Source organism: Pseudomonas sp. CROZ-RG-20F-R04-15, from assembly GCF_022662375.1.
Classification (GTDB): domain Bacteria; phylum Pseudomonadota; class Gammaproteobacteria; order Pseudomonadales; family Pseudomonadaceae; genus Aquipseudomonas.
Genome location: NZ_JAKNQL010000003.1, coordinates 19,951 through 32,757 on the forward strand (window position 1 = coordinate 19,951; position 12,807 = coordinate 32,757).

Here is a 12,807-nt window from a genome sequence, read left to right on the forward strand (position 1 = left end):
AAAGGCTGAAGACAATCGGAATCAATAGTCGAATTTCGTTTTCACTTGTTCGCCTTCGCGATAGGAGAGAACAAATGCCTTCCAGGGCTCACCGCGAGCGACTGCATGCTCGTGTAATTTTTCTACAAGCGCATAGATTTTCGAATGATTGAAATCAGTTTCAGCGCCCCAGATTTCTGAGCCATTTTTTTCAACGGCGAGGTCTGCCTCCATATAGTTCCCCCCCCATTCAACGCGGTATCGAAAGGCGTCATAACCGTGAACAATTCCGGCCTCAACCAGCTGAAAAATGGCTGCCACAAGTTCAAAATCTTCAGCAATCACTCTCTCACCTCCGGAAATTTATTGTTCCAATCATCCTCTCTTCTAAGTGTGCGCGGAAAAGCTCGACACAGTTGGCCTCGACATCCTGTCAACTTCAATCGCCCAATCCCAAGCAACTAATTCACTTCCTTTATATAGGAAGAAAACTGTCCACCACCTTGGTCCACGTGCAGCCGCCCGCACTGCTGGCATCGATAAACCGTAACAGCCCCTTGGTCTATCGCTTCGTAAAATTCGTCTTCAGACAGCCAGCGATTTGATAGCGCATAGCCAATTTCATCGATCTTAGTTTCAGGGACCAGAGACATTTCACACTCGGACGTCCCTTGAGACAGGTTAATGACGTGACCGCATACACAAGCAAACTTTGGCATGACTACTGAAGCGTCCTTTTTCTGTTCAAGTTTTGCCTTATGGCGATTTTGGAGTCACACCCACGAAAGATCCCTCAGGGACAGTCCACGTTTTTTAAAAGAGGTCTGTCCCGTTATCCTCAGTGATCCAACACAGAACGGACATGTTCCGTCAGTCCAATTAAATCCTCGTATGCCACTGGACCAAGTAAAGGTTCATGAATGGACAAATAGACCGCTGCCGTCATGTTTACTTGCAAAGCAAATTCTCCCACCTCCCACAACCTTGACGGTGCAATCATCCAATTAATCCCGGGTAGCCCTTCGCGTGACCGGCTAATAAGCGACCATGATAAAGCCCCCTTGTACCCTTCCACGGCGGCCTTCAACTTGTCGATATCAACCTTGCTAATACACTCAAATCTGAAAGCGATGAAGGGTGGCAGCGCAGAATGATCCTCCCGCTGCATTTCATTCCCAACCCTTACTTTTGGAAAACGCTGTTGATACTTTTGCCACTCCAATACGCCAATTTCAGCAATCACAGTCAGGAGATGGCCTTCTTCATTTTCAACTGTCACAAATTAAAGACCTTTGATGCCTCGAGAAAGACCACGTTTATTTAAACGGGATCTGTCCTTTTTTCCCAAGCTCAGTCGTTCTTCGTCTTTGAAGACTCTACTTCCATCTTCAACTTTTCCTTGAATCCGAGCAATTCCGACAGAGGCACGACCCATTCGGAAATCCTGTCGCCATCTTCGTTAGCGACCTCGCGCACACCGACGTAAGTATTGACATCGTCCACATTAAACCCAGGAACAACGTCGTCAAGAAAAACGACACTATTCTGAATGTGAACAGACTCTCCAACAAAATACAAAACCCAGACCATCAGGAAATTTGCGGACTCTGGATCAAGCATTGAAGTGACTAATACTGAATGCTGTCTTCTTTCGAGACCGAGACAAAGCGATGAGTACCAGCTATTCAAGTATTCCTGCCTGTCCCAGAAAGAGATCGGAGCAAAGAAGCTTTCCTCTTCCTCACCCAGTCGTATCAATCCACGTAAAGCCTGGGTACCAAAGTGCTCGAAAGGCTCTTTTTCCAGTAATATTTCAAAGCTCATTATTTAATCCTTCACCCAATTCAAATCTTTATCGTACGTACCGACACGCCTGCCCTTTTTATCAAATACTTTCCATCCGCCCGTTACGTTATGTCCATCCACATTAGGCGTGATGTATTTTTTTCCATCAAAGAATACCGGTTGCCCATGGGAGTCGAATGGTGCCTTCTGAGGGCAGAATCGGGGACAGACCACGTTTACTTAAACGTGGTCTGTCCTATTTATAGCTTCCTCGACCTAACACAACAGCGTACCGACTGCTCATCAAATCCTTATCGATTCTAATCTCAGCCCCTTTCTTCCGTTTCAGTGATGACCTATGGCAATTTCAGTATCACGACCTCGTCAGAACCATCCGGCAATTCGAGAAGCCACTTCCATTGCTCCAGAACTTTCCTCCACTCCTGCAACGTAAACCAGCTTTGCGGCTGCCCAGTCCAGTCCAGTCATCGTTGACCAGAATATCGACCTGTACTCCCTCATCACTCATATTCAACAGGACATCGTTTCCCCCATCAGTGATTGAAGCTTGCACGCCCGCCTCTACAGATGAAATAGCTGCCAGCAGACGATCACAATCCTCCGGAACTTGTGCGATGGCATCAAGAACGCTGCACACATAAAGCTGATATCGTTCAGCGTCTTCCTGATCAGAATTCACTTCACCGATCGCGTGAAACAACTGTCGTTCGGGGTAGGTACCGCCGGCGGTTTGATAAAATTTCAGTTCCATAAATGCCTTGGAATTTACGACTACTCCTCAGTTCGTACGCTGAGGATCTACTTTTTTATGGCAGTTGGACTAACACAACCTCATCTGCGCCTTTCAGACCTATAGGAAAGCCGGAAGCAAACCCACTTTACCCGTCACATGCTGCGCACGTTCAGTCGCAGCATTGATCTGATCCGCATACGCCGACACATCGAGGCCAAGACTGATCAAAGATCTGATGGATTCCAGTGCAGCGTAAATCACGCTGCCATTGCGTGAGCTCATCTTCAACAATACGAGCAGTGCTCTTTCATCCGGGGAATCTCCCAGCGTCTCACAGAGACGCAACGCCCAAAAATCGCTTTTACTGTCTACAACTGCGAAGAGATCCAGCCAATCACCCTCAGAAAAGCCAACCAACATTTCGGAGGCGCTGATTATGGCGACGTCAGACCAATAGTCCTTTGGATACTCCTCACCAGCGAACATCTCTATAAACTTATCAAACTTGATAAACATCGTTGTCGTACTCGCCGTTTCTCTTAAGAAAGAAACACCTTGCGCACTGTGTCCATGCCCAACTGAATGGCTCTCAGTTCCTCGTCATCGACCCCAGCCTCAACAAGACTCTCAACACTGCACTGATTGTACGTATCGATCAAAATATCCAACATATCAATCGCGTAAGGGCTGTCTTTCGACAACTTCAGGCCTCGTCGGTTACCTTCCATATAAATGGCCGTCTGCAGGATTGCATTCGGACCTGGTGCGTCTTTGCGCATCAGGCGCTCCAGCTCATCCTGAGCATAGGCAAAAGCTTGCTCCGGACGAAACCCGAGCTCATCCATCGCGTGAAAATAAAGCCCTTTAACCATGCTTCGGGCCTGATTGAACAAGCTTTCAACCCGCATTTCCATTCTCCAGCAGTTTCCGCCCGCAATTAGACCGGGACAGACCACGCGCATTATCAAATCAGTAGTTAAATTTCGTTTTCACTTGTTCGCCTTCGCGGTAGGAGAGAACGAAAGACTTCCAGGGTTCGCCACGGTTGATAGCGCTTGCTTGCAACTGGTCGACCAAACGAAGAATTTTCGCATCGTTTATGTCGGTTTCGACATTCCAGTCCTCAACCCCGTCTTTCTCGACGGCCAATTCCGTTTCTATGTAGCCCTCTCCGAGCTCCACACCATATCGGAACGCGTCATAGCCATGGACGATGCCTGCTTCGACCAATTGGAAAATTTCCTGGACAATCTTTATATCTTCAGTGATCACTCTTTATCCCTCGGGGCTGGGGGAAGGCGGAGTTTTATCAGAGCCATTCATATTCCCTCTTTAACCAAATTCTTCACGTTACTCGCCGCTGGCAGCCTGTTCACATCTGATCAATCGCTCTAGAACAGCCTGTTGAGCGGGTAACGAAGCGGCAATTTCTTCACTCACCTCTACGATACCGTCAGACCATCTGTAGACCTTGAACTGCCCCATAAAAACCGACACCAAACGCAGCAACAGACAATGGTCCAGCGCACTCCTGCCCTAGTCCAACTCAATAATCATGAGCGTTTTTTCTGCCAAATCGACAGGCCAAAGAGAGCCGTCTCTATGCAGAAAGTCATCGAGCGCTGTCCCTTTAAGCTTTTCAATTCTTATCAAGAGTTCGCTGTTCTGCTTAGCGCTCCATTCCCTGTTGAGTTCCCATTTATTGACTTTTAAATCGAGGAAACTGCAGTCGTTAAAAGCCTCTTGATCCTGGATGTAGGAGACGGGAACGTCGCCCCATGCCCGACTGACCAGAATCTCTCTGTCAGGCAAGTCAGATCCTGATTCCACAACAACTGCGTATCTATTGGTCAACACAAGCTTCCTTTTTATTGCGAGCGCTGCAGGCCTTTCTCAGCGCTTTTGATCAGTTGGTTTCTTGCTGACTGACACGAAAGCTAGACAAAAATTCGGAGCAGAACCGCAGACAGACCACGTTTATTTAAACGTGGTCTGTCCCATTTACCCCCGTTAGATGTTCATACTCCGTATGCCTCAAGAAACCCCTTGTCATTCGATTCAACGGTAAGCACTGCGTCCTCATACCCCTCAAGGTCATCGCTCAGCCAGGTTTCCCCTGGGCGCAGCAGATGAAACTTCACCGTCGCATCGAATTCGTCACCCGAAATGACTCCCTGCAGAACTCCCGGCATACATGACTTGTTCCACGTCTCAAACACTAAAGACAGATAGGAGCACGCGCATGCCAAAAAATCAGCGTTTACAAAATCATCGGCATGGATCGAGTTTACGAAACATTCATATCCCGTTTTATCTAGGAAACTCTTCAGGCTTACGTGCTTCTGGAAGCTCTCCAGACTCGCCAGAAAAACACAGCCATCCCGTTCCACGAAACCGGACCTTGCGATATCCGCCAACTCGCCGTCCAGAGAAGCACGTCCCGCACGAACGAGCATTTGCTCCATTTCACTGTTAAGTTTCACACACTTCCCTCAAGCATCACGCCACTCCGCCAAGCACCAGGTGCTGCACGGGTGTATAGCGCACGGATAGATGCCACTCATCCAAAGACGAGAGTTTTCTCGAAGTCCCATAAAAATCCGCCTCTTGCTCCAAGTCCTGACGTCTCATGTTCCGGCTCCCAAACTCAGTGGCCCAACCTGGTAGAAAGTAATATCCGGGCCATAGTTCTGCTCTGAGTTCGACACCTCTACACAGAAGATCTTCTCTGGAAACTTCTCTTTCAGCACCATGCGCCACGAAAAACCAATCACATTGCACAATTGAAGAAAAACATCATCCGAAACATCACGGGCACCCTGACCAAAAACGTCATAGATCCTCACAACATTCAATAACTGCTCAGTCTTTGAAAGATCACCGGAGGCAAGGGCAAAACACGTGTCGAACACTTCGTCTGAAAAATTTCGTCCTAAAAAAACACCACCCTCGGCTACCACAAAGTCAGGGAAGAGCATAGTGGAAAACATCAATACATGGTCGGGCCTGCATTGATCAAAGATGTACGAATGAACATCCAGATCTTCTTGGCTAGACCATTGTTTTTTCCAGTAACAATACGCTTGGGTGTCAGTAACAGAAGGTATCGAATTGACCCGTTTCATTGCACTTGCTCCAAACTCTATATCGCTGTGTGAGCTATCGTGGCGCGGAGGTAGAAGCCCGACGGATTGTTCGACTTCAAAATGATATCAATATAGTGGCTCAATGGTAGGTAACCGGCGTTGGGTCGTCAATGAAGGGATTCGTCGAAATGCCCGGCTACGTCCGGTCCGGACAAGCCCTCGCACCGCAATAATCTGTAAACTCTCCCCTCTTTCGCCGCCCTCATTTCACCTGCGGCCATCACCTCTTTAAATGTTGCGGAGTCCACCTTGCGTCTGTTTCACACCTCCGACTGGCACCTTGGGCAAAACCTGCACGGCCAGGAGCGCGATTTCGAGCATGCGTGCTTCCTCGAATGGCTGCTGCGCCAACTGCAACTGGCGCAGCCGGATGTGCTGCTGATAGCCGGGGACATCTTCGACACGGTCAATCCGCCGGTCAAAGCCCAGGAACGCCTCTACGATTTCATCGTCAGCGCCCACGAACAGCAGCCGTTGCTGACCATCGTGATGATCGCTGGCAACCACGATTCCGGTTCACGGATCGAATTGCCCGCGCCGCTGATGCGCCGTTTGCGCACGCATGCGCTGGGGCGGGTGCTATGGCTGGATGACGGGCAACTGGATGCCGAACGCTTGCTGTTGCCACTGCCAAATGCCCAAGGCGAAATTGCCGCGTGGTGCCTGGCGCTGCCGTTCCTGCGCCCGGCGGAAGTGACTGGCGCGCATCTGGGCGACAACTATCTGCGCGGCATCGGTCAGGTGCATGAATGGCTGATCGAAGCGGCCAACGCCAAGCGCCAACCCGGTCAGGCGCTGATCGCCATCAGCCACGCGCACATGGCTGGCGGTTCGGTGTCGGAAGACTCCGAACGCAGCCTGATCATCGGCAACGCCGAAGCCCTGCCCGCCAGTCTGTTCGGGCCGAGCATCAGCTATGTCGCCCTCGGGCATTTGCACAAGCCGCAGAAGGTCAATGGTGAGGAGCGCATTCGTTATAGCGGCTCGCCGATTCCGTTGTCGTTCTCGGAGATTGGTTATCAGCACCAGATTCTCGATATCAGCCTAGATGGCGAAACCCTGGTCAGCGTCGAGCCGAAACTGGTCCCGCGCTCGGTCAATCTGCAACGCATCGGCCCGGCACCGCTGGCGGAGATCCTGCTGCAACTGGCCGATCTGCCGAATATCGATCTGCTCGCCGAAACCCAGCGTCAGCCGTGGCTCGAAGTGCGCGTAACCCTCGACGAGCCGCAGCCGGATCTGCGCCATCAAGTCGAAAGCGCCCTGCAAGGCAAAGCCGTGCGCTTGGTGCGTATCGCTGCTGAATACGCCGGCAACCGTGGCGCTGACGGGGTCGAAGACGGCACAGCACTGATCGAACTCGACCAGCTCACTCCGCAGGAACTGTTCAGCCGCGCCTGGCTCGACAACTACGGCAGTGAGGTCGATGAGCAGACGTTGCAGGACTTCGGCGAACTTTTGCAAGACGTGCAACTGGAGGGCGAGCAGCCATGAAGATTCTCGCCATTCGCTTGAAGAACCTCGCCTCGCTGGCCGGCCCGTTCGAGATCGATTTCACCGCTGAGCCTTTGGCCAGCGCTGGTCTGTTTGCAATCACCGGCCCGACCGGCGCCGGTAAAAGCACCCTGCTCGATGCATTGTGCCTGGCGTTGTTTGGCGCGGTGCCGCGCCTGAACAACACCGGGCGTGACGCCAAAGTCCCGGACGCTGACGGCGAAATCGCCACCGGCGACCCGCGCACCCTGCTGCGACGCGGCACCGGCGAAGGTTATGCCGAAGTGGATTTCGTCGGTGTCGATGGCCGTCGCTATCGGGCACGCTGGGAAGCCAACCGCGCACGCGAGAAGGCCGGCGGCAAGCTGCAAGCCAGCCGTCAGAGCCTGCGCGATATCGATCAGGATCAACTGCTCGCCAGCCAGAAAGGCGAATACAAAACTCAGCTGGAAGCCGCACTCGGCCTGAACTTCGAACAGTTCACCCGCGCCGTGTTGCTGGCGCAGAGCGAGTTCAGCGCATTCCTCAAAGCGGACGACAACGACCGCAGCGAACTGCTGGAAAAACTCACCGACACCGCGCTGTACACCCGCCTCGGCCGCCGCGCCTTCGACAAGACCAAAGAAGCCCGCGAGGCGCACAAGCTGTTGCAGGATCAAGCGACTGGCGTCACGCCGCTGGCGCCCGAAGCCCGAGCCGAACTGGACGAGCGCTTCAACGCTGCGCAACAACAGCTGAAACTGCAACAGGCGCAGCTCAAACAGCTTGAGCAACAGCACGGCTGGCTCAAGGATTTGCGTGTATTGCAGGACGCGCAGCAAGCCGCCACCGAGCAACTGCACAGCGCTCAACAGCAATCGGAAAGTCTGGCCGGCGAACGGGTGAAACTGACGCGACTGGAGCAGCTCGGCCCGCAGCGGCACCAGTTCGCGCGTAAAACCGAACTCGATGCGCTGTTGGCGCCGTTGGCTGCACAGATTGCTGCGCACACGCAGCAACACAGCGAGCTGACCGAGCGTCAGACGCAACTGGAACAGAATCTCGAAGCGGCAAAAGTCGCCCTGAGCGAAGCGCAGCAGCGCCAGTCGGAAAACGCGCCGCTATTGCGTCAGGCCTTCGAAGAACAAAGCACCCTCGCCCGCCTGGCCAAAGAAGTCACCGCGTGCGCTGAAGCCAAAGCCAATGCGCAGCAGGCTTGTACCGAGGGCCAGAACGCCATTCAAGCCTTGCTGGAAAAACAGACCCAGGTCGGCGAGCGCCTGCAGCGCATCGCCGCCGAACTGGAACAAAGCGCTCATCTGGCGCCGTTGAGCGACGCGTGGAATGCCTATCGCGATCGCCTGCAACAGTTGATGCTGATCGGCAATCGCTTGAACAAGGGCCAGACCGAGCTGGCGAGCCTCGAAGAAAATGCCACGCGCAGCGCCGCAGAACTGACCACGCAGAAGCAGCAACTAGAAGTGCTGTTCAAAGAAGCTGGCGCCGAACCGGATGCGGTCGCCGAGCAGATCGGCATCCTTGGCACGCTGCTGCAGGACAACCGTAAACAACTGCGGCTGTTCGAGGATCTGTCGCGCCTGTGGGCCACGCAACAGGATCTGGACAAACGCAACGCCGAGTTGCAACAGCGTCAACTCAACGCCCAGCAGGAACGCGAGCGCCTGACCCAGGACGGGGTGAAAAGCAAAGCCGAACTGACCATCGCCGAACAAACCCTAAACGTCACCCGCGAGCTGCTTGAACGCCAGCGGCTGGCGCGCAGTGCCAGTGTCGAAGAATTGCGCGCGCAGTTGCAGGACGATCAGCCGTGCCCGGTCTGTGGCAGCAACGAGCATCCGTATCATCAGCCCGAAGCGCTGCTGCAAAGCCTCGGTCGGCATGATGAAAGCGAGCAGGCCAATGCTCAGCAGGTGGTCGATCAGCTCAAGGAAAAGCTCATCGAGCTGCGTGCCGAAGTCGGTGGCGTCATTGCTCAGCAGAAAGAACTGCTGCAACAGCAGGAACAGTTGGCCACCCAACAGCAAGCGTTGGCGCCCAGCCTCGACGCGCATCCGCTGTCCGCGCAGTTGTTCAATCAGGACACCGACAAGCGCGATGGCTGGCTCGCGCGGCAAAACGAGCAACTGAACCAGAGCATTACTCAGGACGAGCAACGCCAGAGCGCCCTGCTCACCCTGCAACAGGATGCCGCGCGTCTGACCCAGCAATTGCGTCAGGCCGAAACCGCACATCAGCAGGCCGCGCAGAACCTCAATAATCAGCAACGCGAATTGAGCAGCGACCGTCAGCGCCTCGACGAAGAACTCACGGCGTTCGGCAATGTGCTGCCGGCCGAGACCCTTGAGGCCTTGCGTCGCGAGCCGGCGGCGACCTTCATGCAACTCGACCGACAGATCGCCGAGCGTCTGGCGCAACTCGAGCAGCAGAAGGAAGAACTGACCGAGCAGCAACAGCGTCAGCAAACGCTGGAGAAAGAGCAGGACCGACAGCAGACCCGCCTCCAGCAAGCGCAAACGGCTGAGCAACAGTTCAATGCGTTGGCCGAACAGCAGCAACTCTGCCAGCAGAAACTTGCGCAATTGCTTGGCGACCACCGCAGCGCCGAGCACTGGCAGCAGCAACTGGAACAGGCTGTGGAACAAGCGCGCGCGGCGGAAACCGGCACGGCTCAGGATCTGCAAAACGTACGCACGCAGATTGTGCAGATCGCCGCTGAACTCAAGGCGCAGCAACAGCGTTTGCAGGCGCTGGACAGCGAGGAAAAGGATCTGGCGAGCAAGATTGCCGACTGGCGCGCTCGTCATCCGGAGCTGGATGACGGCGGCCTCGAAGACCTGCTGCGAGTCGATGATGAGCAAGTCGCGCAATTGCGCCAGCGCTTGCAGCTCAATGAAAAAGCCATCGAACAGGCCAAGGTTTTGTTGCAGGAGCGTGACCAGCGTCTGCTCGATCATCAGGCGCAGCACAACGGCAATCTTGATGCCGAACAACTGGCCAGCGCCCTCACAGATGTGCAGAACCAGTTCACCGTCAGCGAACAGCAGTGCGCCGAATTGCGCGCCGAACAGGTCGAAGATCAGCGCCGGCAAAACGCCAATCAGGCGCTGGCGCAGCAGATCGCCGAGGCCTACGCCGAGTATCAACGCTGGGCGCGACTGAGTGCCTTGATCGGCTCGGCCACCGGAGACACTTTCCGCAAGATCGCTCAGGCCTACAACCTCGACTTGTTGGTGCATCACGCCAACGTGCAACTGCGCCAACTGGTCAAACGCTATCGCCTCAAGCGCGGCGGCAGCATGCTTGGTCTGCTGGTGATGGACACGGAAATGGGTGACGAACTGCGCTCGGTGCATTCGTTGTCTGGTGGCGAGACGTTCCTGGTGTCGCTGGCCCTGGCGCTGGGCCTGGCATCGATGGCGTCGAGTACGCTGAAAATCGAATCGCTGTTTATCGACGAAGGCTTCGGCAGCCTCGATCCGGAGTCGCTGCAACTGGCGATGGATGCACTCGATGGTTTGCAGGCGCAGGGCCGCAAGGTCGCGGTGATTTCCCACGTGCAGGAAATGCACGAACGGATTCCGGTGCAGATTCAGGTGCAGCGCCAAGGCAACGGTTTGAGCACGCTGGAGGTGAAATGAACACGCTGTATTCCTTCCGCCGCTGCCCTTACGCAATGCGGGCGCGGATGGCGTTGCGTTATTCGGGCGTACCGGTAGAGATCGTTGAAGTCAGCCTCAAGGCCAAACCGGCCGAGATGCTGGCAATCTCGCCCAAGGGCACGGTGCCGGTGCTGGATGCGGGTGGGCGGGTGATTGATGAGAGTCTGGAGATCATGCGCTGGGCGTTGGCGCAGAATGATCCGCAGGGTTGGTTGCTTGCTGGCGACTCGCGGATTGCTGAATTGATCGAGGCGAATGATCAGGGGTTCAAGGTGCAGTTGAATCGCTACAAGTATGCCGAGCGTTATCCCGAGCAGCCGATGGAGGTTTATCGGGCTGAAGGCGCGGTGTATTTGCAGCGGCTGGAAGTGCTGCTCAACGATCGCGATTATCTTCTGGCCGATCATCCGAGCCTAGCGGATATCGCCCTGCTGCCCTTCGTTCGGCAGTTTGCCCATGTGGATCGCGAGTGGTTTGCGCAGACGCCTTATGTTCGCTTACAAGCCTGGTTGCAGCGCTTCCTCGAATCCGAGCTCTTCACCACCATCATGAAGAAGTAAACCTTATCCCCCCGCTTGATAATCGTTCCCACGCTCTGCGTGGGAATGCCTCAAGGAACGCTCTGCGTTCCAATCGGACGCGGAGCGTCCGGGGCTGCATTCCCACGCGGAGCGTGGGAACGATCAAGTAACTCAGGGTCAAGCCAGCGCATTGCACATGCCGAGTGCCATGCAATCCACTTCGAACGGGCCGAGAAAATCGGCCGAGACTTTCACCGGTGGATTGCCGGCCATCAACCCCAGCGTATTCGCCCGTTCGATGTTGTGCGCGATGCTGTGATTGGCCTCTATGGCCCGGGCCAACGCTCCCACCGAGCCTTGGCCGATACCCAATAATGAAGCGCCGTTGGTGAAAAACGCCAAACCGGCGACTACCCAGAGTCTGTAGCCTTTCATGCTCCGCCGACTCCCGCGAGTTCAGCCCGGTCGACCATCACGCTTTGTGAGCGGACTTCGAACTGGATGCCGGGATGGGCGACTTGAATCGGTGCGTCGAAGCTGTGTTCCATTTGCGAGGCAATGCTGACGACCAGCACCACGGCCAGGTAAAGACCAATGGCCAGGTAGGCGCCGCGTTTGGCTGAATGAATGATTGCGCTGGCCATGGTGTTCTCCCGTGGGCATGTTTCGATGCCCACAGAATCGATCAAAAAAGCCGTGGCAACCACTCAGGGTTTTCCATAGTAAACATCAGCTTCGTTGATTATTTAGCCAGTCTATTTGCGCGTTTGAAGAAACCTATCGGTTTGCGAAAAACACACGTGTAGGCGCTGTCGAAGGCTGCGATCTGATCGTTCCCATGCTCAGCGTGGGAATGCCTCTTGGGACGCTCTGCGTCCAGTGACACGGAGCGTCACGGGCTGCGTTCCCACGCGGAGCGTGGGAACGATCCCAAGGGCAAGATCAAGACTGCAGCCTTCGGCAGCGCCTGCAAGGTCGTTGTGTGCAGACTTTCAGTGTTGGGCTTTGTGATCCAGGGCGGCGTAGAAGTTGGCGCTCTGTTGCAGGTATTTCTGGGTGTAGCTCTGGGTGTGGGATTTTTTGCTGGTGATTTCAACGTTGGCGCCGGCTGGCAGTACCACGGCGGCAGAGATGGCGGAAGCGGCGATGACAGAGAAGAGATTGAAGTTCATGGCGGTATTCCTCGTGTTCGGTTGGCTTGCTTGCCCGGGTGGGCCGTGAAGCAAACTTAACGCTCAGGGTTGCTCGCTTGAAATGCTTTGTAGCAGTAGCAGTTATCAACGGGATTGATAACGCACCGCGCACGCCTGGGATCACGAGACGGGAACCGTGAAAATTCCACGAATGCACCAATATGGTGCGTAAATCTATATTCATGAAAATAAATTCATAAATGCGACATAAAACATCTTTATACCGACAAAATTATATCAGTATAATTCCGGCGCTTTTTTCTGGCCAGAATAACA

The 12,807-nt window shown here is 54.4% G+C and carries 16 protein-coding genes; 3 read left to right on the plus strand and 13 right to left on the minus strand.

Annotated elements, in window-relative coordinates; genetic code table 11:
• Nucleotides 1-21: 21 nt before the first annotated feature.
• The 10 genes from L8H52_RS06180 to L8H52_RS06225 all read right to left on the minus strand — a co-directional run bounded on the left by L8H52_RS06180 (nucleotide 22) and on the right by L8H52_RS06225 (nucleotide 5,643).
• Nucleotides 22-324, minus strand: coding sequence for a hypothetical protein (locus L8H52_RS06180; RefSeq protein ID WP_242206049.1), 303 nt, complete (start codon nucleotides 322-324; stop codon nucleotides 22-24).
• A gap of 493 nt (nucleotides 325-817) precedes the next feature.
• On the minus strand, nucleotides 818-1,258 hold the full coding sequence (locus L8H52_RS06185; RefSeq protein WP_242206051.1) for a hypothetical protein: 441 nt from the start codon (nucleotides 1,256-1,258) through the stop codon (nucleotides 818-820).
• A gap of 71 nt (nucleotides 1,259-1,329) precedes the next feature.
• Nucleotides 1,330-1,803 carry a hypothetical protein gene (locus tag L8H52_RS06190; protein ID WP_242206052.1) on the minus strand — a complete coding sequence of 158 codons (474 nt, stop codon included), beginning with the start codon at nucleotides 1,801-1,803 and terminating at the stop codon, nucleotides 1,330-1,332.
• A gap of 334 nt (nucleotides 1,804-2,137) precedes the next feature.
• Complete coding sequence (locus L8H52_RS06195; protein WP_242206054.1) at nucleotides 2,138-2,536, minus strand: hypothetical protein; 399 nt, start codon at nucleotides 2,534-2,536, stop codon at nucleotides 2,138-2,140.
• A gap of 99 nt (nucleotides 2,537-2,635) precedes the next feature.
• Nucleotides 2,636-3,034, minus strand: coding sequence for a HEAT repeat domain-containing protein (locus tag L8H52_RS06200; protein WP_242206057.1), 399 nt, complete (start codon nucleotides 3,032-3,034; stop codon nucleotides 2,636-2,638).
• Nucleotides 3,035-3,057: 23 nt separating this feature from the next.
• A complete protein-coding gene (locus L8H52_RS06205) occupies nucleotides 3,058-3,426 on the minus strand; it encodes a hypothetical protein (protein WP_242206059.1) in 369 nt (122 codons plus the stop codon).
• Nucleotides 3,427-3,487: 61 nt separating this feature from the next.
• Nucleotides 3,488-3,790 (minus strand): hypothetical protein, encoded by a 303-nt coding sequence (locus tag L8H52_RS06210; RefSeq protein ID WP_242206061.1) that lies wholly within the window; start codon nucleotides 3,788-3,790, stop codon nucleotides 3,488-3,490.
• 264 nt (nucleotides 3,791-4,054) lie between these two features.
• Complete coding sequence (locus L8H52_RS06215) at nucleotides 4,055-4,372, minus strand: hypothetical protein (RefSeq protein WP_242206063.1); 318 nt, start codon at nucleotides 4,370-4,372, stop codon at nucleotides 4,055-4,057.
• Between the two features lie 164 nt (nucleotides 4,373-4,536).
• Entirely contained in the window at nucleotides 4,537-5,001 is a 465-nt protein-coding gene (locus L8H52_RS06220) for a hypothetical protein (protein WP_242206065.1), read from the minus strand.
• A 144-nt stretch (nucleotides 5,002-5,145) separates the two neighbouring features.
• Entirely contained in the window at nucleotides 5,146-5,643 is a 498-nt protein-coding gene (locus tag L8H52_RS06225) for a hypothetical protein (protein ID WP_242206067.1), read from the minus strand.
• Between the two features lie 270 nt (nucleotides 5,644-5,913).
• Between L8H52_RS06225 and L8H52_RS06230 the strand changes: the two genes are divergently transcribed.
• From L8H52_RS06230 to L8H52_RS06240, 3 genes are read left to right on the plus strand one after another with little or no spacing between them, the layout of a single operon-like run.
• Nucleotides 5,914-7,158 (plus strand): exonuclease SbcCD subunit D C-terminal domain-containing protein, encoded by a 1,245-nt coding sequence (locus L8H52_RS06230; protein ID WP_242206069.1) that lies wholly within the window; start codon nucleotides 5,914-5,916, stop codon nucleotides 7,156-7,158.
• Nucleotides 7,155-10,796 carry an SbcC/MukB-like Walker B domain-containing protein gene (locus L8H52_RS06235; protein ID WP_242206071.1) on the plus strand — a complete coding sequence of 1,214 codons (3,642 nt, stop codon included), beginning with the start codon at nucleotides 7,155-7,157 and terminating at the stop codon, nucleotides 10,794-10,796. The genes L8H52_RS06230 and L8H52_RS06235 overlap by 4 nt, the downstream gene beginning before the upstream one ends.
• Nucleotides 10,793-11,377, plus strand: a complete 585-nt coding sequence (locus tag L8H52_RS06240) for a glutathione S-transferase (RefSeq protein WP_242206073.1) — start codon at nucleotides 10,793-10,795, stop codon at nucleotides 11,375-11,377. Before L8H52_RS06235 ends, L8H52_RS06240 begins: the two co-directional genes overlap by 4 nt.
• Before the next feature lie 138 nt (nucleotides 11,378-11,515).
• Here L8H52_RS06240 and L8H52_RS06245 read toward each other — a convergent pair whose 3' ends face one another.
• The 3 genes from L8H52_RS06245 to L8H52_RS06255 form a co-directional block, all read right to left on the minus strand.
• Entirely contained in the window at nucleotides 11,516-11,773 is a 258-nt protein-coding gene (locus tag L8H52_RS06245) for a hypothetical protein (protein WP_242206075.1), read from the minus strand.
• Complete coding sequence (locus L8H52_RS06250; RefSeq protein WP_242206077.1) at nucleotides 11,770-11,982, minus strand: hypothetical protein; 213 nt, start codon at nucleotides 11,980-11,982, stop codon at nucleotides 11,770-11,772. The genes L8H52_RS06245 and L8H52_RS06250 overlap by 4 nt, the downstream gene beginning before the upstream one ends.
• A 348-nt stretch (nucleotides 11,983-12,330) precedes the next feature.
• On the minus strand, nucleotides 12,331-12,510 hold the full coding sequence (locus tag L8H52_RS06255) for a hypothetical protein (RefSeq protein WP_242206079.1): 180 nt from the start codon (nucleotides 12,508-12,510) through the stop codon (nucleotides 12,331-12,333).
• Nucleotides 12,511-12,807: the final 297 nt, after the last annotated feature.

What these genes read in the sequence shown, in the direction of transcription:
- L8H52_RS06235 (WP_242206071.1), top strand. Translation starts at nt 7,155, where the DNA reads ATGAAGATTCTCGCCATTCGCTTGAAGAACCTCGCCTCGCTGGCCGGC.
- L8H52_RS06250 (WP_242206077.1), bottom strand. Translation starts at nt 11,982, where the DNA reads ATGGCCAGCGCAATCATTCATTCAGCCAAACGCGGCGCCTACCTGGCC.
- L8H52_RS06205 (WP_242206059.1), bottom strand. Translation starts at nt 3,426, where the DNA reads ATGCGGGTTGAAAGCTTGTTCAATCAGGCCCGAAGCATGGTTAAAGGG.
- L8H52_RS06245 (WP_242206075.1), bottom strand. Translation starts at nt 11,773, where the DNA reads ATGAAAGGCTACAGACTCTGGGTAGTCGCCGGTTTGGCGTTTTTCACC.
- L8H52_RS06195 (WP_242206054.1), bottom strand. Translation starts at nt 2,536, where the DNA reads ATGGAACTGAAATTTTATCAAACCGCCGGCGGTACCTACCCCGAACGA.
- L8H52_RS06240 (WP_242206073.1), top strand. Translation starts at nt 10,793, where the DNA reads ATGAACACGCTGTATTCCTTCCGCCGCTGCCCTTACGCAATGCGGGCG.
- L8H52_RS06255 (WP_242206079.1), bottom strand. Translation starts at nt 12,510, where the DNA reads ATGAACTTCAATCTCTTCTCTGTCATCGCCGCTTCCGCCATCTCTGCC.
- L8H52_RS06225 (WP_242206067.1), bottom strand. Translation starts at nt 5,643, where the DNA reads ATGAAACGGGTCAATTCGATACCTTCTGTTACTGACACCCAAGCGTAT.
- L8H52_RS06190 (WP_242206052.1), bottom strand. Translation starts at nt 1,803, where the DNA reads ATGAGCTTTGAAATATTACTGGAAAAAGAGCCTTTCGAGCACTTTGGT.
- L8H52_RS06200 (WP_242206057.1), bottom strand. Translation starts at nt 3,034, where the DNA reads ATGTTTATCAAGTTTGATAAGTTTATAGAGATGTTCGCTGGTGAGGAG.